This window comes from Terrabacter sp. NPDC000476 (assembly GCF_040300125.1).
Lineage (GTDB): Bacteria > Actinomycetota > Actinomycetes > Actinomycetales > Dermatophilaceae > Terrabacter.
In genome coordinates this window covers 226532-247549 of sequence record NZ_JBEPDF010000001.1, presented here as the reverse complement: position 1 = coordinate 247549, position 21018 = coordinate 226532, and the positions used below count along the sequence as shown (strand labels likewise).

Genomic DNA, 21018 nt, shown 5'->3' with positions numbered 1-21018 from the left:
GCAACGACCCGGCGGCAACGACCCGGCAGTAACGACCCGGCGGCAACGACCCGGCGGCGGTCGAGACGCGCCGGTGGTCAGGGAGCCATCGCGGCATAGCCGGCGGCGCTGTGGATCGCCAGCCCCGCGAAGGACGCCTGCGACGCGGCCCCGGCCGTCACCTGCGTGAGCTGGCCCTCCATCGCGGTGCGGGTCCAGCCGAAGAAGGTCTGCTTGGTGTCGACGGCCGTGTCACCGAGATACGTCGTCTCCTGCCCGATGCGCACGGGCTTGCCGAGGGCGGCGCCGGCCGTGAGGGCGGGGGCGGCCAGCGCCAGGGTGCCGTCGGCGCCCGCGGCGGTGTTGCGGTAGGCCATGACCGTCACGCCGGCCGTGCGCCGCATGATCTCGCGGTCGAGGCTCGAGGCGGCCCCCGCGCTCGTCTTCGCGGGAATCCCGTTGAACCAGAACGGGATGTCGGCCTCGATGGGTGCGCTGCCGGCATTCGCCTTGAGCGTGTCGAGCAGCTTCAGGTACTTCGTCACGACGGTGGACTGGCTCGTCGTCCACGCGGGCGTCGTGTAGGGCTCGACGTCGACGTGGATGCCGGTGAAGAGCCCCGTGGCCCTCGCCGGCTTGAGCCAGTACGTGACGACCCAGCTCGCGTTGTCGACCCAGCCGGGGTCGCCACCGAGCGCGTCGACGCGGATGCCGGCGGCCCGGGCCCGCTCGGAGAGGGTGCGCAGGTTCGGCAGCTGGCTCGAGGTCGTGACATTCGGCGGCACGGCGACGAAGAGCTGGTCGATGCCGGCGCTGACGGCGAGGTCGACGGTCTCGACGGGTGTGCTCGTGTCCCAGACCCACAGCGCCCGCGAGTCGGGGGCGGAGGCCGTCGTCACCGTCACGGTTGCCGGCCCGGTCGTGGTCTTGGTCGAGGTCGTGCTCGATGCCTTCGTGCCTGGCTTGGTGGTCGGCTTGGATGCGGCAGAGGCGCCCGGAGCGAGGACGAGGCCCGCGACCGTGACGGCGGCGAGGGCCGTCGCGAGACCGGCGAGGCGGTAGCGGCGCGAACGGGCGCTACGGGTGCGAAGGCGCATGTGCTGACTCCCGAGGGGGTGGCGAGGACATGCAAAATTGTCCGGTTTCCGCTGGTTTTGCGCAGCGTTTCCGCAAGATTCGCGCAACTCGCGATTTCTACCGGCCGGCCCTCAGGGCGTGTGGCGCGCGCGAGACCGACCGCACCACCCGGCATACGGCGTCGGACGCTCACGTCGTCGGCGAGCGGCGACCGGCCTCGATCGCGTCGAGGTCGCGCACGACGTAGCGCAGGTGCTCCCACTCCTCCTCGAGGATCGTGTGCAGGCACGAGAGCACCGTCTCGGGGAACGAGTCGTCGTGCGGGTTGGCCCGGGTCTCGGCCAGCAGCTCGGGCGTCGCGGTGGCGAGGACGTCGCGGACCAGTGCGACGCGCGAGGCGCGCGCCTCGAGCACCTCGTCGAACGCGACCGTCGAAACCGCCTGTAGCGCAAGCGTGGTCGCGTCCCCCTCGCGAGGCGTGTCGCGGAGCCCGAGGGGGTGGAAGGGCTGCTCGAGCCCGAGGACGGCCTGGCCGAGCCACAGGTCGGTGGCGAGCACGAGGTGGCGCAGGGTCTGGGCCACGGTCCACTCGCCGTCGACCGACACGTCGACCGTGCCGCCGGGCAGGGCTGCCGCGCGCTCCAGCAGGTGCGCCCAGGCGCGCTCCAGCGCCGCCCAGGCGTGACGCAGGGCGACGGGGTCGGCAGCCCGGCGCTCGGAGCGGCCGGGGAACCGGCGGTCGAGCTCGGCGTCGACGAACGGCCGCACGTCGACGCCGTTGACCGTCAGCGGCCGGTCGCCGTCGAAGAGCCACGGCGCGTCGACCTCGAGCCCGCCGACCTCGACGCCGCGCATGACGACACCGCTCAGGTCGGCGCCGACGAACCGCGACCCGCGCAGGCTCACGTCGACGAACTCCGCGCCCTGCAGGTCGTCGGACGGTGTGAAGCGGGCCATGGCGCCTCCTCGTCGTGCTCGCCGAACCCTGCGGCCAGCGTAGGCGACGCCGTCACTGCGCCGGGGGCAGGACCGCGCCGCTCTCCACGACGGCTCGGAGCATCGTCAGGGAGTCCGTCGCGTTCGACCGGGCCGACCTCTCGGCAGCAGCCCGGCTCCCGGGCGGCCACGTGCCCCTCGACGCGGTACGTCAGCCGGCACCCGCCGTGGACGTCTTCGAGCACGTAGCCGGCGAGGAACCCGCCCGGAACGGTGAGGGACCGGAACGCGACCGACCGTGGCGCGTCGATGGCGACGACCTCGGTGAGGTGCGCCGCGAGGACGTCACCCCGGCGCAGCACGGTGCAGTGCTGCTCGCCGACGGCAGCCACGGGCGTGCCGGGCACGCGGAAGGCGTTGACGACCGCCGGGTCGAGCAGCTGCGCGCTCCGCGGGTGCACGAGGAAGGCCCAGACCCGGTCGCGTGGGGCAGCGACCATGGTCGAGACCTCGCAGCTGATCGGTTCCACACCGGAGCGACGCGCCTCCCAGCGCTTCTCGAGCCTCGCCATGAGTGCCATGCCGACACTGTGACACGCCGACACGGTGGCATGCCGAGAGGGCGTTTCCTCCCCTTCGCCGTCTAGAGGAAGTCGGCCGGGTCGAAGTCGTCGATGGCGATGACCCGGATGCGCGGCAGCGACTCCCGGAACGCCTGCACGTCGTACTCGAGGTCGAAGGTGGCCAGGCCCTGGGTCGTCAGCTCGAGGAACGAGTTGCTGCGGAACTCCTGGAACCCGACGACGCCCACCCGCCGGCCGTCGAGGAGGTCGCCGACCTGCTCGACGAAGTCACCGTCGTTGCTGACGAGGAGCACGTCCGCCTCGCGCTCGCGGATCTCGACGAGCGTTCGCTGGATGGCGATGTCGACGACCTTCTCCCCCGGGGCGCCCGAGAGCGGCACCGGTCGGTAGCCGATCGCCATGAGCGCCTGGACGAAGGGCATCGGCAGTTCGTTGTTGGCGGCGAGGAAGAAGAGCCCGACGGCGGGCTGGCGCCAGAGCTCCTGGGAGAACTGCAGCAGGCGTTCCCACCGGGGGCGCTCCTCGGGCCGGGGGCGCCGGCCGAGGATCGAGGTGCCGAGGGTGGCATCGATGTTCTCCCCGTCGATGAGGACGTACGTCACGCGCGATGCTTCACCCATGACCGGGAGCCTACGGCCACGACCGCTTCGGGTCCTCCCCCGAGTCCCGGTCCCGCATGCCGTCACGCCCGTTGTCAGCGCACAACCCGTCGTCGTCAGCATGTGTTGACGACCCCGCGCCGTCAGCATACGCTGACACGCATGGAGCGAAACGCCACCGACCTCGCGGGCGACCTCGACAGCACCGACCCCACGGTCGGGCTGCGGGCTGTCGCCGCGCTGGGTCGCCTGCTCGCACAGCTCGAGACCCTGCACGTGCGCAACGCGCGGGCGAAGGGCTGGTCGTGGCAGGAGATCGCCGACGCCCTCGGCGTCACCAAGCAGACCGTCCACCGCAAGCACGCCCGGAGGTAGACCGTGTTCGAACGCTTCACCCGCGACGCCCGCGCCGCCGTGGTCTCGACCCAGGAGGTCTGCCGCGACACCGGCGCCGACGAGGTGCGCCCCGTCCACCTCCTCCTCGCGCTCACCCAGGAGGGCAGCGGGGTGCGCGACCTCCTCGCCCGCCACGGGATCACCACGGATGCCGTCGCCGATGGGCTGGGCATCGCACCACCGGCCCGGCCCACCCCGCTGGGCGACGACGACGCCGCCGCGCTGCGCTCCCTCGGCATCGACCTCGACGCGATCCGCAGCGCCGTCGAGCGGCAGTTCGGCGAGGGTGCGCTCGACGAGCCGTCGCCGGACGCCGACCAGGGCGCCGGCACCGTTGCAGCGCAACGGGATCGCGACGAGCAGACCTCCCGCGGGCGGTTCGGCCGCGGCGGCCACATCCGGTTCGGCCGCGGCGCCAGGAAGGTGCTCGAGCTCGCGCTGCGCGAGGCCGTGCGCAGCGGTGCACGCGAGATCCGCACGGAGCACATCGCGCTCGGGCTGCTGCGCGTCGACGACGAGGCGCTCGGCCTGCTGGTGCGCCATCTCGGTGTGGACCGCCAGGCGGTGCGGGCCGACCTCGAGAGCCACGGCCGCCGCACCGCGTGACCCGGTTCGATGTGTTCCACGGTCACCCATGACCGTGCAACACATCGAACCGGGCGCAGACCCCGCGTCCTAGGTCGCGGACCGCCAGACGGGAGCGACGTCCCGGTGGTAGCTGCGACCGGCGATCCGGCTGAGCAGGAAGGTCACCGGCGCCGGGATGGCCGAGCGGAGGTAGGCCCGTTCCGGCTCGGGCATGCCGTCCTGCACCCAGGCCATGAACCGCCCTGACCCGGCGAGCGACGGGGGTCGCAGCTGCTTCTCGACCACCTTCCACTCGGGCGTCCTCAGGTGTGGCAGCAGCAACGGCTCCAGGTCGTCCTCCTCGTGACTCAGGTGCCGCTCGACCACGACGTCCGCACGCTCCACGGCGTCCTTGGCGGCGCGCGCGTCGCCGGCCGACCCGGTCGAGACGTAGGTGTCCATCGCCGCGTGCACGTCGGCGAGCGCACCCGCCATGGCCTCGTGCTCCGACTCCATCACCTCGACCAGCTCACCCGCGCCCTCGACCCGGGCGAGGAACGGAAAGACGTGGGTGTCCTCGCCCTCGTGGTGGTGCTTGAGCTGGTCGTGCAGGTGGGCGTAGGCCACCCCGAGCTGCCGGGCACGAGCCCGGTCGCCGTCCGGGGCGGCGGCAAGGGCGGACGCGAGGCGACCGAGGTCGCGACGCACCGCCGCGTGGATCACACGGTTCATCGTCATGGTCCCTGTCATGACGAAACGGTAGGCGCCCGCACCTGCGGACCGGGCCGGAATCCGCGTACTCGCGACGGCTGGGATCGTCCGACGCCCGGCGGCCGTGCCATGGGGCAGGCCGGGCCCGTGCCGACGATCGGACGGCTGGCGGCATACGCAGGGGTGACCGTCCGCGCCGTCCGGCACTACCACCAGATCGCGGTCTGGTGGACGCCTTTGCCGAGGCCGCCCACCCCGTCGTGCCGCGGCTGCGGGCGCTCCTCGCCGAGCGCGGCTGGACCGGCTCGACGCGCCTCGAGAAGCGCGAGACGTGAGGGCCGTCCCGGCGCCGTCGTGAGCCGGGTCCCTCCCGCGGTGGCCGGCCAGCACGAGTCCGGCCGACCACCCGGGCGCCCGACCGCCTCGGGGCGGCCGGATGGCGTCCATGTCGTGGCCGGTGCACGCGAGCGCCCAGGCGATCGCCGAGTTGGAGTTCCACATCTCGCCGGCGCCCAGCTCGTCCCTCCCCCACGTCAGCGCCGGCAGCTGTGGGAGCACGTCCAGCACGGCCGCGACGGTGGCCGCCTCGTCGGTCGTGCGCAGCGGGCTCGCCACCGCCTCGGCGAGGTCGGGGATGCGGCCTCCCGGCCAGCACCGCACCTCGTAGCGGAAGGCACGGAAGTGCCCGAGCCACCGCGTGCCGACCGGTCCCTCGAGGAGCACGCCCCGGTCGGGCTCGGCGACGTTCCACACCGGGCCCATCTCGACGGCGTATGCCGTGTCGTCCAGCAGCAGCATCAGGCCGGCGTGGAACAGGGCCGCCCGGTCACGGTGCTCGCGCCACGCCGCCCACGACTCGTAGAGGCGTCCGCTCCAGCGAACGACGCTCCCGCCCGCCCCGAGCGGCAGCCAGTAGAGGTCGACCGACGCCGGCCCACGTTCCTCCGCCATGCCCTCACTCTCGCCGAGTCGCGCGACGCCGGTCAGGGCCGAAGGTCACCGCTCCTCCGCCCGAGGGCCAAGGAGGGCGTCGGCGAAAAGCCCATGACCACAGCCCGGCCGGGCGGGCACCATGGCGGGGTGCAGCTCACGATCTCGCGCCTCGCCGACCGCCCGGACCTCGCCGAGCTCATGTGGGCGATGCCCAGCTCGTGGCCGGAGTTCATGCGCCACGACCCGATCGGCGGGCTCTACTACGGCAACGTCGAGAGCCGCTTCGCCGAGTTCGCCCTCGTCGGGCAGGACGACGCGGGCGAGGTCGTCGCGGTCGCCCACTCGATCCCCTTCGTGCTCGGCGACGACGAGCTGCCCGGCAACGGCTGGGACTTCGTCATCCGCAACGGGCTGTCCACCAGTGTCCAGGGCGGCGAGCCCGACACGGTGTCCGCCGTGGAGATCGCCGTCCGGCTCGACCACCAGGGGCGCGGCCTCTCCGGGCAGATGCTGGCGGCCATGCGCGAGAACGCCGCCCGGCTCGGGTTCGCCACGCTCGTCGCGCCCGTGCGCCCCAACGGCAAGACCGACGCCGCGGAGCCGATGAGCACGTATGCCGTCCGCGTCCGTGACGACGGACTGCCCGTCGACCCGTGGCTGAGGGTGCACGTGCGGGCGGGCGGACGCATCCACGCGGTGGCGCCGCGCTCGATGGTCGTGCCCGGCACCCTCGAGGAGTGGCGCGAGTGGACCGGGCTGCCGTTCGACCGCACCGGGCCGGTCGTCGTGCCGCGCGCGCTCACCCCGGTGCACTGCGACGCCGAGCACGGCGTCGCCGTCTACGTCGAGCCGAACGTCTGGGTCGTGCACCCCACGGGGGCCGATGGTGCCCGCGGGGCCCGGAGCGACTAGACAGGAGGGGTGCACAGCGACCCCATCGACCACTTCGTCCACGTCCGCGGAGCCGCGGAGCACAACCTCAAGACGGTCGACGTCGACCTGCCGCGCGACGCCATGGTCGCCTTCACCGGCGTCTCGGGGTCGGGCAAGTCCTCGCTCGCCTTCGGCACGCTCTACGCCGAGGCGCAGCGCCGCTACTTCGAGTCGGTCGCGCCGTACGCCCGCCGCCTGCTCCAGCAGGTCGGCGCCCCGCACGTCCAGGAGGTCACCGGCCTGCCGCCCGCGGTGGCGCTGCAGCAGCGCCGCGGCGCGCCGAGCTCGCGCTCCACGGTCGGCACCCTGACGACGCTGTCGAACCTGCTGCGGATGCTCTACTCCCGCGCCGGCCGCTACCCCGAGGGCATGGATCGCCTCGAGGCGGAGGCCTTCTCCCCCAACACCGCCGCCGGCGCGTGCCCGGAGTGCCACGGCCTCGGCGAGGCACACGACGTGGCCGAGGACCTGCTCGTGCCCGACCCGTCGCTGACCGTGCGTGAAGGCGCCATCGCGGCCTGGCCGGGCGCCTGGCAGGGCAAGAACCTCGTGCGGGTGACGCGGACGGTCGGCATCGACATCGACGTGCCGTGGCGCGACCTGCCGAAGAAGGACCGCGACTGGCTGCTCTACACCGACGAGCAGCCGCGGGTGCTCATCGACCGCAAGGGCGAGGCCGACGACTCGACGGGACGCGACTACTACGGCACCTTCTGGAGCGCCCGCAAGCACATCCGACACACGCTCGCCGACACGAAGAGCCAGATGATGCGCGACAAGGCGCTCCGCTTCGTCCGCGGCGCGCGGTGCCCGGCGTGCGGCGGCACGGGCCTGCGCGCCGACGCGCTCACCGTGACCTTCCGCGGCCTGAGCATCGCCGAGGCGAACGCGCTGTCGTTCACCGACCTCTCGGAGCACCTGCGGCCGGTCGCCGAGCTCACCGAGGCCGGGGCGGCGACGTCGTCGGCCAGCTCGGGCGAGGCCACCGAGGTGGCGGTGCGCCTCAGCGCCGACCTCGTCGAGCGCATCGCCGTCCTGCTCGACCTCGGGCTCGGCTACCTCTCGCTGGGGCGCCGGTCGACGACCCTCTCCCCCGGCGAGGCCCAGCGGCTGCGCATCGCGACGCAGCTGCGCTCCGGGCTCTTCGGCGTCGTCTACGTGCTCGACGAGCCGTCGGCGGGGCTGCACCCGGCCGACGCCGAGCCGCTGCTCGACGTCCTCGACGCCCTCAAGCGCTCGGGCAACTCGCTCTTCGTCGTCGAGCACGACCTCGACATCGTGCGCCGCGCCGACTGGGTCGTCGACATCGGCCCGGGCGCCGGCGAGCAGGGCGGCCGGGTGCTCTACTCCGGGCCGGTCGACGGCCTAGAGCAGGTGGCGGAGTCGGTGACGGGCGCGCACCTCTTCGGCCGCGCCGAGGTAATGCAGCCGCACGGCCGCACGCCGCAGGGCTGGCTGCACCTGCGCGGGGTGACCCGCCACAACCTCGACGGCCTCTCGGTCGACGTGCCGCTGTGCGTCCTCACCGCCGTCACCGGCGTCAGCGGGTCGGGCAAGTCGACGCTCGTCACGCAGGTGCTCGCCGAGCTCGTGCGCCGCCACCTCGGCCAGGCGCCTGACGACGCCGACGAGACCGAGCTCGAGATCGACGTCGACGACGCGACGGGCCTCGAGTCGTTCGACCGCCTCGTGCGCGTCGACCAGCGCCCGATCGGACGCACGCCGCGCTCCAACCTCGCGACGTACACGGGACTCTTCGACGCGGTGCGCAAGCTGTATGCCGGCACGCCCGCGGCGCGTGAGCGCGGTTACGGGCCGGGGCGGTTCTCCTTCAACGTGGCCGAGGGCCGCTGCGAGACGTGCCAGGGCGAGGGCTTCGTGTCGGTCGAGCTGCTCTTCCTGCCCGGCACGTATGCGCCGTGCCCGACCTGCCACGGCTCGCGCTACAACGCCGAGACGCTCGAGATCACCTACGGCGGCAAGAGCATCGCGGACGTGCTGGGCCTCACCGTCGACGAGGCGGCCGACTTCCTCGCCGACGTGCCCGCCGCCGCGCGCAGCCTCGTGACGCTGCGCGAGGTCGGGCTCGGCTACCTGCGGCTCGGGCAGCCGGCGACCGAGCTGAGCGGCGGTGAGGCGCAGCGGATCAAGCTCGCGACCGAGCTGCAGCGGGCGCGTCGCGGGCACGCGCTCTACCTCCTCGACGAGCCGACCTCGGGGCTGCACGCGGCCGACGTCGCGCTGCTGCTGGGCCAGCTGCACGCCCTCGTCGACGCCGGCAACACCGTCGTGCTCGTCGAGCACCACCTCGACACGATCGCCAGCGCCGACTGGGTCATCGACCTCGGCCCCGGTGGCGGCGACCAGGGTGGGCGCGTCGTCGCGGCGGGCACTCCGGAGCAGGTCGCGGCCGCCGAGGACGGCGTCACCGCGCCGCACCTCGCGCGACGCCTGGAGGCGCGGGCTGCGGCTCAGTGACAGGTCAGTGACGGCTCAGTGACGGCGGGGCGCCGGCACGAGGTAGACCGGCACGGGCGCCGAGCGGACGATCTTCGAGGCGCGTGACCCGAGGAAGATCCGCGCGGCGGGTGCCGACGAGCTCGGCCCGACGACGAGCAGGTCGCCGTCGGCCCACTCGACGTCCCAGATCGCGTGCGCCCACGAGACGCCGTCTCCGACGACGAGCGAGCGGGCCAGGCGCTCGGCGAGCCGGCCGGGGGCGAGCTCGCCGACCTGGCGAAGGATCGCGTCCTTCATCCGGGTGACCCACCGGTCGATGACGAGCTCGTCGGCCGACTCCTCGACGCCGCCGAAGAACTGGCGGGGCGGCCGCACCGCGAAGGTGACGACGCGCACGGCAGCGCCGAGCGACTCGGCCAGTCTCGCCCCGGTGACGGCGACGTGCCCGCCGTCCTTGGAGCCGCCGTAGCCGATGCTGACCCGGCGGATCCGCGCGGACGGTCCGGCGCGGAAGCCGAGCGGCGCGAGGACGACGGGCAGCGGCGCGGAGTGCACGAGGCGGTCGGTGACGCTGCCGAGCGAGATGCGCCCGAGCGGGCCCTTGCTCGAGGAGCCGATGACGAGCGCGGACGCCTTGCTGCGGGCGGCCAGCTCGAGCAGCCCACCGGGGATGGACGACGCGCGGTGCACCTCGAACGACGCGGCGACACCGGACGGCATACGGTCTCGGGCGGTGTCGAGCACCGTGTTGGCCCACTCCGTCAGGGGCGCGAGGTAGTCGCCGTCGACGAACTGCGGGGCGCCGGCGGCGTGCGGGGTGGTGACGACCACCGCGACGACGAGCGGCTCACCGGTCGAGCGGGAGAGCACGCTCGCGAGCTCGAGCGCGGAGGTGCCGCTGTCCCCCGCCGTGTAGGCGACGACGATCGGCATGGCTCACACCGCGCCGACGAGCGAGGCCGCCTCGACGTGGGTCACCGGGAGGCCGAGCTCGGCTGCGCGGTCGACCACCTCGAAGCGCTGCCAGATCGACTCCGCCGCAGGGAGCGTCACGATGACGATCTGGTCGGGGTCGAACTCCTGCACCGCGGCACGCAGGGCGCGCAGCGGTCGCTGGTCGCCCACGGCGCCGGTCGCCTCGAGCTGGTGCGAACTCAGCAGCTCGAGGGTGCGCTCGAGCCGGCGCTGCGCGGCCTCGGTGGTCGCGTCCTTGACCGAGACGGCCCCGTGAGTCGCGGCGGTGCCGGTCTCGACGGGACTGGCCGGCACGCATACGTAGTAGGTGGCCGCGCCCTGGGCGTCGATGCGCTTGAGCTCGTCCACGAGCTCGTCGGACTCGAGCGTCTGGTTGGCGAGGACGAGCACCCGACGGGCCTCGCCGGTGTGCTCGGGCACGGCGCGGGCGGGCAGGCGTGCGATGCGGGCCTTGTTGACGAAGAAGAGGATCAGCACGATGCCGAAGGAGACGAGGCTCAGCACGAGCTGGATGCGGACGTCGGCGGTCAGGCCCATCTGGACCAGCACGAGGATGATGCCGAGCGTCGTGATGACCGAGAGCGCCGGGAAGAGCCACATCTTCACCTTGAGCGTCGACGGGTCGGCGCGGCGGCGCAGGATGATCTGCGAGATCGCGATGAGCAGGTAGACGAAGAGGATGACCGCGCCGGAGGAGTTGAGCAGGAAGGAGAACACGGTGTCGGGCGAGACGGCCGCCATGATGACGGCGAGGAAGCCGACGACCGACGACGCGAGGATCGCGACCATGGGCACGCCGCGCGAGTTCACCGACACCATCGCCGCGGGTGCCTCACGGCGTGCGGCGAGGACGAAGAGCATGCGCGAGGCGGTGTAGAGGCCGGAGTTGAGGCACGAGAGGACGGCCGTCAGCACGACCGCGTTCATGACGTGGTCGGCATACGGGATCCCCATCTCCTGGAAGGCCGCGACGTAGGGCGAGGCCTCGAGTGTCGAGGAGTTCCACGGCAGGATGACGGCGAGCAGGAAGATCGAGCCGACGAAGAAGATCGCGATGCGCGTGATGACCGAGTTGGCGGCCTTGCTCACGGCGCGCTCGGGGTCGTTCGACTCGGCGGCCGCGATGGTCGCGATCTCGGCGCCGACCATCGAGAAGATGACGGTGACCACGCCTGCGGTGACGGCGAGTCCGCCGTTCGGGAAGAAGCCGCCCTGGGCCGTCAGGTTGCTGAAGTCGAGGTTCGCGTTGGGCCAGATGCCGAAGACGAAGAGGCCGCCGCAGACGAGGAAGACGATGATCGCGCCGACCTTGATGCCGGCGAACCAGAACTCGAACTCGCCGAACGACGACACGGAGATGAGGTTGGTGCCGGTCATGAGGAGCATGAGCACGAGGCTCAGCACCCACGTCGGCACACCCGGTAGCCAGAAGTTGATGACCTTCGCGCCAGCCACCGCCTCGAACCCGACGACGATGACCCAGAAGTACCAGTACAGCCAGCCGACCGAGAAGCCCGCCCAGTCGCCGAGCGCCTTGCGGGAGTAGTCGGCGAACGAGCCGGTCGAGGGGTTGGCCACCGCCATCTCGGCGAGCATCCGCATCACCATGATGATGAGCACGCCACAGAGGGCGTAGGTGAGGAACGCGCCCGGCCCGGTGGCCTTGATGACGGTTCCCGACCCGACGAACAGGCCGGCCCCGATGACGCCACCCATGGCGATCATGGTCAGCTGGCGCTGGTTGAGGGTCTTCTTCAGCTCCGGACCGGCGCCCGACATCTCAGACCTCCTGGCTTGGGATGGGTTGGCGGTGGGTCAGCACGCGACGAGACATGGCGCATCCCTCTCGATCGGCCCGAAGGGGATGAACTCCCCCACGTCGATCCTCCGAAACTAGCGGCGGCACCCTCCCCTGTCCACGGGGCTCGTCGGCGCGCCAAGGATGGGCACCGGACGGCTGCGACGCAGTGACGGCAGACCGCAAAGCGCCTGATCGTCTGGACCGGCGGCTGCGGAGCGTCGCGAGGTTCTGGTGCTCGCCCTCGCGCCGATCTGCCTGCGTCACTCCGCCCACTAAGAGGCACGTCCAGTCGTCGGAACAGAAGCAGCGGCACGTCCCTGCGTAGATCGAGTACGTCGCTGGCAACAGTCACCTTGCAGCATCTTGTTCGAACGAACACTCTGGAACTACCAGAGGAACAGCGAGTGCAACCTCATGGCATCTTGGGCTAAACACTGGGGTCGCGACCACTTTCTACCGAGGATATTAAAGGTGGTGTCGGCGAGCCGTGGCTATGAGCTTTGCCGAGCGCACGTGGGCTCCGATCGATCAATCAGGTCCGCGAACTGCACCAACGTGAGCACCCGCACATCAAACTCGTCGGCTCTTGCCCTGACTGCCCTGTCGCTGGTGACAATCACCCACTCAAGCGGATCAAGGTGCTGCATTTCCCAATCCCGAGCATCCAGTGCACACGCCACCAACAACGGATCGGCGCCGCCCTGGTTCGAGTATAGGTTGATCAAGTCGGTGTCGTCCGGAGGGACGCTCGCCATCACCTTCATGAGCCACCGCAAGACGGACGACGTAGTGACGTACTCCATCTGCTTCAACGTCTCTATGTCGGGAAAGCCGCTAGCCTCGTGTAGGACTTCGCTCGGGATCATCACATTGGCACGAAAGTATCGACTGTCTCGCCGCGGTCGCCGAAGTTGGCTGAGCGCGTTCGTGTCTACCAAGTACCTCGTCCCAAAGGCGCTCACCGGACCGCTCTCCGAAGATCATCGAGTTGACCGTCTCTGAGCTTGTTCAGGCATACCGTCCGGTAAAACTCGTTGCTGGTGATGGCACCCGAGTCTAGGACATCGATCATGCGTCGGGACAGTTCTCTACCGGCGTACTTGCGGATAGCGTTCTCAGCCCGGATAGGGCTCATCCCACTTCGCTTTGGGCGCTCTAGAAACGCTTGCCGGAACTCAGCCAGATGGGTCCTTGCGACCTCGCTGCTGATAAAGCCCAAGCGCAGCGCCCGCACGACTACCGCGCTCGGCGTCACCTTGAACTCACTGGATGCAGTCAGGACCTCGTCGATCGAGAAGGGGCCGTAGCGCCGGAGACTGCTCTTTGGCATCAGCATCGCGCCCGCGATGTCATACTCACGTCCAAGATCGGTGGCCGCGCTCTCGGCGTTCCACGTAACGGGAGAGAAGATCCTGCGAGCAACGAGGACTGCCATGAGAGCCAAGGTAAAGATCGTGCGGCCCACTGGCTCCTGATGGTCGCCATGGTCACCGCCGGCGAGAAAGATGTACGGCACCTTGGCGTCGCGGATAGTCATGCCGCTGAAGTCCACGTGGTTGAGGCGCTGCGGCATGTAGTGCTGCACGCTTCGGGAAACCAGGACTTGCTTGGATTCAAGGCGCTCAATCATCAAGTCCAGGGCCCGCTCCTTCGTTCCACAAGCGCGCATTGCTTCGTGCGTCAGTCCGATTGCGGACATCAACCTCGAAGCGTCGTCTTGTACCGAGACACCCTCCACGCGGAGCAGTCCAACTATTCGGTTCTTTTCCAGCGTTCTGTCGTGGCGCTTCAGCAGTTCCTGTTTGCGTATCAGGTCTTTGAGAATCAACTCGACGTCACGGAGCTCGACCGGCGCCCGGGATCCAATCGAGAATGTCTCCTTGCTGACACCCGCGAGAAGTTTCTTGGTTTTCGATGCGACCTGCGCCTCGACGAAGGGCAGGCCTGCAAAGAACAGCGGGTACGGAATCTCACCGATCCTTGCCAGCCTCAGCAATGCCGGAAATTTGATCCCTCCAGACGCTAACGCCTTGCCGTAGTCGACGTAAGTTCCAGCAACCGAGTTGTCCAGCAGCGTGGTGAAGGCCGCTCGTTGGATCGTGATCGACTCGGTCCCAATCACGACGTTGAGCGTCGCCGGACTCGCCGCCGGGGACGTCACATGAATGCGCCGAGCGTCAATAGAGTCCGCTGCTTCGCTCACGAAGGCATCCTCGCTCATTGCACGGCACCAGGTGGGGTTACGGCGCCCTTGCAGTCCATCGGGCTTGCGTCCTTCCGCCGCGAAGCGGCCATGTCACACCGCCGCGAAGCGGCAGTGTCCTTCCGCCGCGAGAGCGGCCACGTCACACCGCCGAGACGGCTGTCTATTCGGGCGGGCGTGCCCGTGCGGAGCGCGGCATGAGCCTTGACGCCCCACACCAATGGACTCACCCTCGGGTTGGCTCCGGTTGCGGGTGGTGAGCTCGGTTATGCGTTTGGGTGACCACACAAGACTGCGCGGAGACGGCCCTTCCGGTCACCAGCGACCGTGATGCACGACGTCAGCGTAGGGTCGCCGGTCAGGCTTGTGGATGATGGCCAGTGGTCTGTCGGCCGGGTAGCCGAGCGAGAGCATGAACGCGAGGAACTTACCCTCGGGGAACCCAAGGACGATCCGAGCCTTCTGTTGGTCTTCAGCGGCGGAGTGGGCGGTGGCGATGCCGAGGTCGGCCGCCGCCAGGGCCATGAGGATCGTGGCCTGCCCCAGGTCGAAGGCGAGGACGGACCGCTGCATGGGGTCATTCGGTACGGACGAGACCAGCGCGATGGCTGCTTGAGCGCCGGCGATGTGTCCCGCGCCTTGCCACACCCCGGCCAGGGTCAGCAGCTGACCACGGTCAGTGACCAAGACGAAGTCCCACGGTTGGAGGTTGCCCGCCGACGGTGCACGGCGACCGGCGTCCAGGACACGCTCGAGGAGGGCGTCAGGGATTGGTTTGTCGCTGAACTGGCGGACGTCGCGTCTGGACCGAATAGCGTCCCAGGTCTCCATGCATCATCTTGCCCACAGGTCGCCCTACCTCGCCAGTACTCCGAATGGTCCGCTCCCCCTGCCTCGGGCCCCTGCCGCTAGGGACACGCCCCGCTGGGACCAAGGAAGCGCCTCTCTCGGCATGAGACGCGCATCGCCGCATGGACTGCGCTATCGATTCGCACCCGCCAAGTCACAGCTCTCGTCGCCCCCAGGACTCCTGCGCGCAGGTAGGTTCACGTCCTTTCATCAGCGGTTCGGTAGATCACGGACCTCATCAAGTGGACGGAGGCATGGGCACGCCGCCCTGGTCACCCCACGGCAAGTCGGCGATGCCACTCCGCCGCGAGAGCGGCCAAGCCACTCCGCCGCGAAGGCGGTTTCTTTGGACGGACGTGGTCGTGAAGCGCAGGCCCTGCCTCAATCGTCGAAACGGACGTCAACCTGACTGCTTCCCGTCAGTACCGTGCTCCGCGGTGTCTCCGGCGCACACGTGATCGTCTCAACGGTGACCTGACCGGTGCCATTGACGACGTAGTCCACACACAGGCGAACGGAGACCTGTGCCGGGGCCGTCCCGGCCTCGTCAGCCTTCGCGAAGAAGGCAGCGGGCTGCCGGAGGACCGTCCCGTCGACACCATTGCGCCCGAACCATGACTGACCCATGGGCTTGAGCTGGTCGGCCAGTTCGGCCGACAGTGCTTTCTGGTCCGTTCCGGGGCTGGCCTGCACGAGCTCGGTGATGTGCTGGCGGTTCGCTTCTGCGTTCTGTCGTACTTCACGTGTGGCGCGATCTTGGGCGATGTCGAAACTGCTGGCGCACCCCGAACAACCAAGCGCCACTAGCACCGTGACCACAGCTACGCGTATCAACAACCTCCCCCTGACCTCGTTCTGCTGGTTCAGTCGACCATAGGTGCAAGCCCCTCGATGTGGTGCGCCAGCAGCTGAAGCCAACCGGCCGGATCCGGCAGATCACGGACTTCATCAAGTGGCCGAGGGCATCCGCACGGCTGCGCCAAGAGGGTGCTTCTTTGCGCCGCAAGTCGACCCGCACGTGCCTCAACGGCCCTGGGGGGGTCCAGTCACTTCCTCTTGGACGGCAGGGATCGTGCGAAGTCGATGCCGCGTGAAACCCACTCCTCCAAGCCGTGAGAGTCACGATCGGTGAGGACATGCAGCCAGCCGTGCATCGGGCGTCCGCGCATCTCCATGGGCGTCACTCGCTCCCCGTCGATCCACGCATCGGCAGCAACGGGATCGACCCGCACCAGCAGGCCGCCCTGGCCGCTGACAGCCACCGCCATGTTGCCGTTCACCAAGAACGCCAGGCCTCCGAACATCTGTCGCTCGCTGACATCGTCTACACCGGACGTCAGCCTGCGGATCTGCTCGGCAAGATCACGGTCGTAGGCCACGAACTGCATTCTGCCCCAGCAGCCCCCGGCTCGGAGGTCGACGACCTTCTCCCATAGCCACCAGGGCATGCGTCGCCATCACCATCTGCCGCGTCGCGGCGGTGTTGACCGGCGGTGGCGCAGGGCTAGCGTCGACAGGTCCAGACGCCTGGCCGCCAGCGGCGGGCGTGTCCGGGTCAGTGAGAGTTCGCCGCGCGAGGTGACCTCATGTCCGGCCCGTCGACCCTCCTGCCGTTCCAGCCCGCGACCATGTCCCGGGCCCAGCTCGCCGCCGTGTCCTTCCTGGCGCGCTATGCCGGGCGCACCCACTCCCTCTACTCGTTCCAGCTGCGGGAGTGGTTCGCGTGGTGCGAGATCGGCGGGCTCGACCCGCTCCTCGGAATCGAGCGAGCACACGTCGAGCTCTACATCCGTCACCTCGGCGAGCGGGGTCTCATGGACTCCTCCGTCGTCACGATGATGCACGCCGTCCGCGGCTACTTCCGCTTCGCCCACATCGACGGCCTCATCACCGCGGACCCAGCCATCTACGCGCGCCTGCCGAGGATCCACCGCGACGAGACCCGAACCCAGGGACTGGACCGTCTAGAGCTGATCCGGTTCCTGCAGGTCGCCCCGACCATCACCGTCCACCACGGCGCCCTGGCCTACCTGCTCGGCATCAACGCCCTGCGCGCCTCCGAAGCAGCCGCGGTGCGCATCGAGGACTACGCCGACACCCTCCGCGGACACCGCGTCCTGCACCTGGTCGGCAAGGGCAACAAGCCCGCGACGATGCCCGTGACCGTCCCCGTGCTTCGAGCGCTCGAGGCCTGTCGCGGCCAACGCACGTCCGGGCCGCTCGTGCTACGCCCCTTCTCGGGCAAGCCGATCGACCGGCGCGACGTCTACCGGATGGTCACGCGCATCGCGAAGACCGCCGGCATCCCGCGACACATCAGCCCGCACTCGCTGCGTCACGCCGCCATCACCAACGCCCTCGACGCCGGCGTCCCCCTCCGCGACGCGCAGATCCTTGCCCGGCACGCCGACCCCCGCACCACCGAGCACTACGACCGCGCCCGCGGCAATCTCGACCGTCACGGCGTCCACTTCCTCACCGCCTACGTCGCTGGCGTCTGACGCGACCCGGGCGATCGACGCATCCGTCGATTCCCCTGACTCGCCTTCTCGCCACGGCTAAACTCTTCGGCAGGGTCACCGGGACTCCGATGGTCCTGCTCTAGTTCCGGAGCGCCCCATGAACCCTCCCGAGGTCATCCACGCGCAGACAGACCGGGACGGCACACCCGTCGGAGACCGGGCCCGCGGTCCCGAGGACGAGCCGCTCGACGTACGCCTGCTGCGCACCGCCGACCTGGTCGACCTGCGCCTCGAGGCGCGCGACTGCACCTTCGAGCCCACCGGCGACGGCGGGTCCGAGATCGTCGCGGGCGCCGCCGCCGTCCTCGTACTGCACCTGCCGCCGCAGCACCTCGGCGAGCATGCCTGGCAGGTGCAACCTCGCGAGGCGACGGGCTTCACGCCGCACCGGGCCGCTGGTCCGTCGCGGCTCGCGTTCGCGCTGCCGCCGGGCACCCGGATCCCGTTCACGCTCGCCGGCGTGCTGGATGCCGTCCAGACCCTCGCGCTGCGCGTGAGCCCGAACGCGACCCCTGGCCCCTACCGCGACCAGGTCCCGGCCGCCACCGGGTTGGGACCGGAGCCGCCCCACGACGACGAGACGGCGATCGAGGCGCCGTACCGGCTGGTCGTCTCGCCCAGCGAACGCGGCCGCTGGCGGCACGCCCCCGAGCCGATCGGCCCCACCGGGCCGGACGGCACCGGCCGGGTCGAGCTGTGGCGCACCTGGCTGGACGTCCGTCCCGCGGACCAGCCGGACGACGTCAGCGCCGCCGAGGCCGCGGCCGAAGCGGCGGCGCAACGCGTCGTGCGAGCGATCTGGACCCGCGACTTCGAGCACGGCAGCCCGCTCGATCCCGCGCCGTTGGAGCCCATGTCGCTCAACCCGTTCGACCGACGCGCGCTGGTCGAGCAGACCTACGGCGGGCAGGACGCCAGCGCCCTCACCCCGCTCGGGGTGCGCCACCTCGCGCTCTCCAGCCTCGGCGCGTTCCTCGACTGGGGAGCGGCCTGGGAGGACCCCACCCTCGCCATCGTCGACTACCGGCACATCGCCGTGATGGGCCGCGACTCCTACGTCCGGGTGGCCTACCCCGGCGTGCTCTACCCGTTCGGCCACCGCTGCGTCCTGGTCAAGCTCACCGAGCGCAAGGTCGACGAACGCAACGACCCGGTGGCCTACCTGTGGCAGCGGGACTTCATCATCGTGCGGCAGCCGGTGCGCACGTACGACGACCGCGACAACCCGTTCACGGAGGTGCGGATCGGCCCCATCGTCACCCCCGATCTCGACAAGCCGCCCCAATCGGGCAGCCCGTTCGTCCCTCGTCGAGATGGCCGCCCGTTCGAGTTCACGCTCACCGCGCTGGACCGTTCGGGCAAGACGACGGTCTACCCCGCCGCGCTCGTCTTCGTCTCGGCCAACAAGGACAATGACCAGGTCTTCTTCAACGACGCACCGGGCGCCGCGAACCTCTACCGCACGACGAACAGCCCGACCGGCCCGATCAACCAGATCCAGGGCCGTGGGCAGGCGCTGGCGATGGCGACCCCCGTGGACGAGGGCGACACCTCGGTCGAGGTCACGCACCTCGTCTTCGAGGGGACCTTCGACCCCGAGCAGGTCACGACGCAACCGCACCTGCAGCGCGCCCGAGCCGTCGTCCCGTCGATGCGGCACCTCTCGCCGCAGGCACCCGCCGTCGACCTCACGTATGCCGCCCCATTCGTCACGTCCGGACTCGCGCCCCGGTTGCCCGGCCAGCCTCCGGGCGGCGGTCCGAACCCGGCCGAGCTGGTGATGGCCCTGGCCAGCACGGCGCCGCAGATCGACTTCAGCAAGGGCTCCGACCGCTCCGGCGGGTTCCTGTCCCCCAACATGGCGGTGCGCGGGCTGTCCAGGGCGCTCGGCGCCGTCGGCGAGGACGGCACCGGCGCGGGCGGGTTGGCGACCGGGCAGTTCGACCCGACGTCGTTCCTGGCCGGCGCCCTCCCCAAGCTGTTCGGACTGTTCCCCCTCGTCTCCCTGCTCGAGAAGGCCGGGCTCGGCGAGGTGCCAACCTTCGTCTCGGACGCGTTGTCAGCGGTCGACAAGGTCGCCGACGAGGTGCGCCGGATGAAGAGTGCCCTCGACGCGGCGCAGGCCCGCCTCGGCACCGACCTCGGCAACGCGCCGCACGACGGAGCTCGCGCCGTCGTCCAGGCGGCGAAGGACGAGATCGACTCGCGGATCGGGCCGCTGCAGGCCGCGCTCGACGACGTCGCCACCGCGGTGCTCGCCCTCGCCGGCGCCCCGGACGCGGCTCACGTCGGCACCCTGCGCGACGCCCTGGTCGCCCTGGCCGGGCAGCTGCAGCCGCTGACCGACGCGCTCGGCCTGCCGGGCTTCCCGGCCTCGGTCCGCGCCGCCCTGGAGCGCCCCGCGTCCGCGCTGCAGTCGCTCGTCGAGGTGGCGAACACCGTCGAGCAGCTGCTCTCCTCGGGCACCGTCACCGCCCGGATGGAGTGGGCGCCCGTCATCCGGTCGTGGCCGCCGAGCGGGTCGGTGAGCAACATCTTCAAGCCGATCAACCCCGCGCGGTCCCTGCGCCTCGCCGTGGAGGTGCGGGCCTCGGCGAGCGCGCCGCCGGCGGTCGACGTGCTCGCGGAGATCGTCGACTTCGAGCTCAACCTCATCGGCGACGGCGACGCCGGGCTGATGAAGCTGTCGTTCCAGCGGATCGGCTTCCGCGCCGGCTCCACCGGCAAGCCCGAGGTGGACGTCGTCTTCGGCGGCATGTCGTTCCTCGGGCCGCTGTCGTTCGTCGACACGCTGCGCACGATGATCCCGTTCGACGGGTTCTCGGACCCACCCTTCGTCGACATCTCGCCGGAGGGCGCGACAGCGGGCTTCGACCTGGCGCTGCCGAACGTCGGCGTCGGAGTCTTCAGCCTGGAGAACATCTCGCTCGGCGCGGACGCCCGCATCCCGTTCCTCGGGGACGCGCTCACCGTGGGATTCCACTTCTGCCGCAAGGACTCCCCGTTCCGGCTCACCGTCCTGTGCGTCGGCGGCGGCGGGTGGGTGGAGCTGCGCGTCTCCCCCAAGGGCATGGTCGTGCTGGAGGTCGGCCTCGAGGCCTGCGCGAGCCTGTCCATCGACCTCGGTGTCGCATCCGGGTCGGTGTCGATCGCGGTCGGCCTCTACATCCGGCTCGAGGCGGACAAGGGCCTGCTGACGGCATACTTCCGCATCCGCGGCGAGGTGGACGTGCTCGGGCTCATCTCGGCCTCGATCACGCTGGAGCTGTCGCTCACGTACCACTTCGACAGCGGCAAGCTCATCGGCCGGGCGTCCCTCGTCGTCGAGGTCGAGGTGCTCTTCTTCTCCGCCTCCGTCGAGATCGTCGTGGAGCGACGGCTGGCCGGCTCGAAGGGCGACCCGACGATGCGCGACATCATGCCGCCCGACGACGGGGGCCCGGACGACTGGGCCGAGTACTGCGCCGCCTTCGCACCCCTCCCCGCCTAAGGA

Annotated in this window: 17 protein-coding genes; 6 read left to right on the top strand and 11 right to left on the bottom strand. The window is 70.5% G+C overall.

Annotated elements, in window-relative coordinates; all coding sequences use genetic code 11:
- Positions 1 to 77 precede the first annotated feature (77 nt).
- From ABT295_RS01100 to ABT295_RS01085, 4 genes are all read right to left on the bottom strand, one after another.
- Positions 78 to 1076 (bottom strand): hypothetical protein, encoded by a 999-nt coding sequence (locus ABT295_RS01100; protein ID WP_352392581.1) that lies wholly within the window; start codon positions 1074 to 1076, stop codon positions 78 to 80.
- A gap of 169 nt (positions 1077 to 1245) precedes the next feature.
- Positions 1246 to 2013, bottom strand: coding sequence for a DinB family protein (locus tag ABT295_RS01095; RefSeq protein WP_352392580.1), 768 nt, complete (start codon positions 2011 to 2013; stop codon positions 1246 to 1248).
- A complete protein-coding gene (locus ABT295_RS01090) occupies positions 1959 to 2573 on the bottom strand; it encodes an SRPBCC family protein (RefSeq protein ID WP_352392579.1) in 615 nt (204 codons plus the stop codon). Before ABT295_RS01090 ends, ABT295_RS01095 begins: the two co-directional genes overlap by 55 nt.
- Before the next feature lie 62 nt (positions 2574 to 2635).
- Positions 2636 to 3196 (bottom strand): NYN domain-containing protein, encoded by a 561-nt coding sequence (locus tag ABT295_RS01085; protein WP_352392578.1) that lies wholly within the window; start codon positions 3194 to 3196, stop codon positions 2636 to 2638.
- Between the two features lie 141 nt (positions 3197 to 3337).
- Between ABT295_RS01085 and ABT295_RS01080 the strand changes: the two genes are divergently transcribed.
- Together ABT295_RS01080 and ABT295_RS01075 are read left to right on the top strand one after the other, a co-directional pair.
- On the top strand, positions 3338 to 3550 hold the full coding sequence (locus ABT295_RS01080) for a helix-turn-helix domain-containing protein (protein ID WP_352392577.1): 213 nt from the start codon (positions 3338 to 3340) through the stop codon (positions 3548 to 3550).
- Between the two features lie 3 nt (positions 3551 to 3553).
- Positions 3554 to 4177: a Clp protease N-terminal domain-containing protein gene (locus ABT295_RS01075; protein WP_352392576.1), complete on the top strand. Its 624-nt coding sequence runs from the start codon at positions 3554 to 3556 to the stop codon at positions 4175 to 4177.
- A gap of 69 nt (positions 4178 to 4246) precedes the next feature.
- On the opposite strand, the gene ABT295_RS01070 is transcribed toward ABT295_RS01075, so the two are convergent.
- Positions 4247 to 5800, bottom strand: coding sequence for a hemerythrin domain-containing protein (locus tag ABT295_RS01070; RefSeq protein WP_352392575.1), 1554 nt, complete (start codon positions 5798 to 5800; stop codon positions 4247 to 4249).
- A 129-nt stretch (positions 5801 to 5929) separates the two neighbouring features.
- On the opposite strand from ABT295_RS01070, the gene ABT295_RS01065 reads away from it, so the two are divergent.
- Together ABT295_RS01065 and uvrA are read left to right on the top strand one after the other, a co-directional pair.
- Positions 5930 to 6694: an N-acetyltransferase gene (locus ABT295_RS01065; protein ID WP_352392574.1), complete on the top strand. Its 765-nt coding sequence runs from the start codon at positions 5930 to 5932 to the stop codon at positions 6692 to 6694.
- Between the two features lie 9 nt (positions 6695 to 6703).
- Positions 6704 to 9193, top strand: a complete 2490-nt coding sequence (uvrA, locus tag ABT295_RS01060; RefSeq protein ID WP_352392573.1) for an excinuclease ABC subunit UvrA — start codon at positions 6704 to 6706, stop codon at positions 9191 to 9193.
- 15 nt (positions 9194 to 9208) lie between these two features.
- Here uvrA and ABT295_RS01055 read toward each other — a convergent pair whose 3' ends face one another.
- The 6 genes from ABT295_RS01055 to ABT295_RS01030 all read right to left on the bottom strand — a co-directional run bounded on the left by ABT295_RS01055 (position 9209) and on the right by ABT295_RS01030 (position 16382).
- Entirely contained in the window at positions 9209 to 10108 is a 900-nt protein-coding gene (locus ABT295_RS01055) for a universal stress protein (RefSeq protein WP_352392572.1), read from the bottom strand.
- Between the two features lie 3 nt (positions 10109 to 10111).
- A complete protein-coding gene (locus ABT295_RS01050; protein WP_352392571.1) occupies positions 10112 to 11929 on the bottom strand; it encodes an amino acid permease in 1818 nt (605 codons plus the stop codon).
- Between the two features lie 980 nt (positions 11930 to 12909).
- Complete coding sequence (locus tag ABT295_RS01045; RefSeq protein WP_352392570.1) at positions 12910 to 14154, bottom strand: hypothetical protein; 1245 nt, start codon at positions 14152 to 14154, stop codon at positions 12910 to 12912.
- Positions 14155 to 14469: 315 nt separating this feature from the next.
- Positions 14470 to 14985, bottom strand: a complete 516-nt coding sequence (locus ABT295_RS01040) for a nitroreductase family protein (RefSeq protein ID WP_352392569.1) — start codon at positions 14983 to 14985, stop codon at positions 14470 to 14472.
- A gap of 399 nt (positions 14986 to 15384) precedes the next feature.
- Positions 15385 to 15822, bottom strand: a complete 438-nt coding sequence (locus tag ABT295_RS01035) for a hypothetical protein (protein ID WP_352392568.1) — start codon at positions 15820 to 15822, stop codon at positions 15385 to 15387.
- A gap of 227 nt (positions 15823 to 16049) precedes the next feature.
- Positions 16050 to 16382 carry a TfoX/Sxy family protein gene (locus ABT295_RS01030; protein ID WP_352392567.1) on the bottom strand — a complete coding sequence of 111 codons (333 nt, stop codon included), beginning with the start codon at positions 16380 to 16382 and terminating at the stop codon, positions 16050 to 16052.
- A gap of 207 nt (positions 16383 to 16589) precedes the next feature.
- Here ABT295_RS01030 and ABT295_RS01025 point away from each other — a divergent pair, with 207 nt between their 5' ends.
- Entirely contained in the window at positions 16590 to 17504 is a 915-nt protein-coding gene (locus tag ABT295_RS01025) for a tyrosine-type recombinase/integrase (RefSeq protein ID WP_352392566.1), read from the top strand.
- A gap of 118 nt (positions 17505 to 17622) precedes the next feature.
- On the top strand, positions 17623 to 21015 hold the full coding sequence (locus ABT295_RS01020; protein ID WP_352392565.1) for a hypothetical protein: 3393 nt from the start codon (positions 17623 to 17625) through the stop codon (positions 21013 to 21015).
- Positions 21016 to 21018: the final 3 nt, after the last annotated feature.

What these genes read in the sequence shown, in the direction of transcription:
- ABT295_RS01020 (WP_352392565.1), top strand. Translation starts at nt 17,623, where the DNA reads ATGAACCCTCCCGAGGTCATCCACGCGCAGACAGACCGGGACGGCACA.
- ABT295_RS01095 (WP_352392580.1), bottom strand. Translation starts at nt 2,013, where the DNA reads ATGGCCCGCTTCACACCGTCCGACGACCTGCAGGGCGCGGAGTTCGTC.
- ABT295_RS01085 (WP_352392578.1), bottom strand. Translation starts at nt 3,196, where the DNA reads ATGGGTGAAGCATCGCGCGTGACGTACGTCCTCATCGACGGGGAGAAC.
- ABT295_RS01055 (WP_352392572.1), bottom strand. Translation starts at nt 10,108, where the DNA reads ATGCCGATCGTCGTCGCCTACACGGCGGGGGACAGCGGCACCTCCGCG.
- ABT295_RS01050 (WP_352392571.1), bottom strand. Translation starts at nt 11,929, where the DNA reads ATGTCGGGCGCCGGTCCGGAGCTGAAGAAGACCCTCAACCAGCGCCAG.
- ABT295_RS01070 (WP_352392575.1), bottom strand. Translation starts at nt 5,800, where the DNA reads ATGGCGGAGGAACGTGGGCCGGCGTCGGTCGACCTCTACTGGCTGCCG.
- ABT295_RS01025 (WP_352392566.1), top strand. Translation starts at nt 16,590, where the DNA reads ATGTCCGGCCCGTCGACCCTCCTGCCGTTCCAGCCCGCGACCATGTCC.
- ABT295_RS01080 (WP_352392577.1), top strand. Translation starts at nt 3,338, where the DNA reads ATGGAGCGAAACGCCACCGACCTCGCGGGCGACCTCGACAGCACCGAC.
- ABT295_RS01090 (WP_352392579.1), bottom strand. Translation starts at nt 2,573, where the DNA reads ATGGCACTCATGGCGAGGCTCGAGAAGCGCTGGGAGGCGCGTCGCTCC.
- ABT295_RS01100 (WP_352392581.1), bottom strand. Translation starts at nt 1,076, where the DNA reads ATGCGCCTTCGCACCCGTAGCGCCCGTTCGCGCCGCTACCGCCTCGCC.
- ABT295_RS01040 (WP_352392569.1), bottom strand. Translation starts at nt 14,985, where the DNA reads ATGGAGACCTGGGACGCTATTCGGTCCAGACGCGACGTCCGCCAGTTC.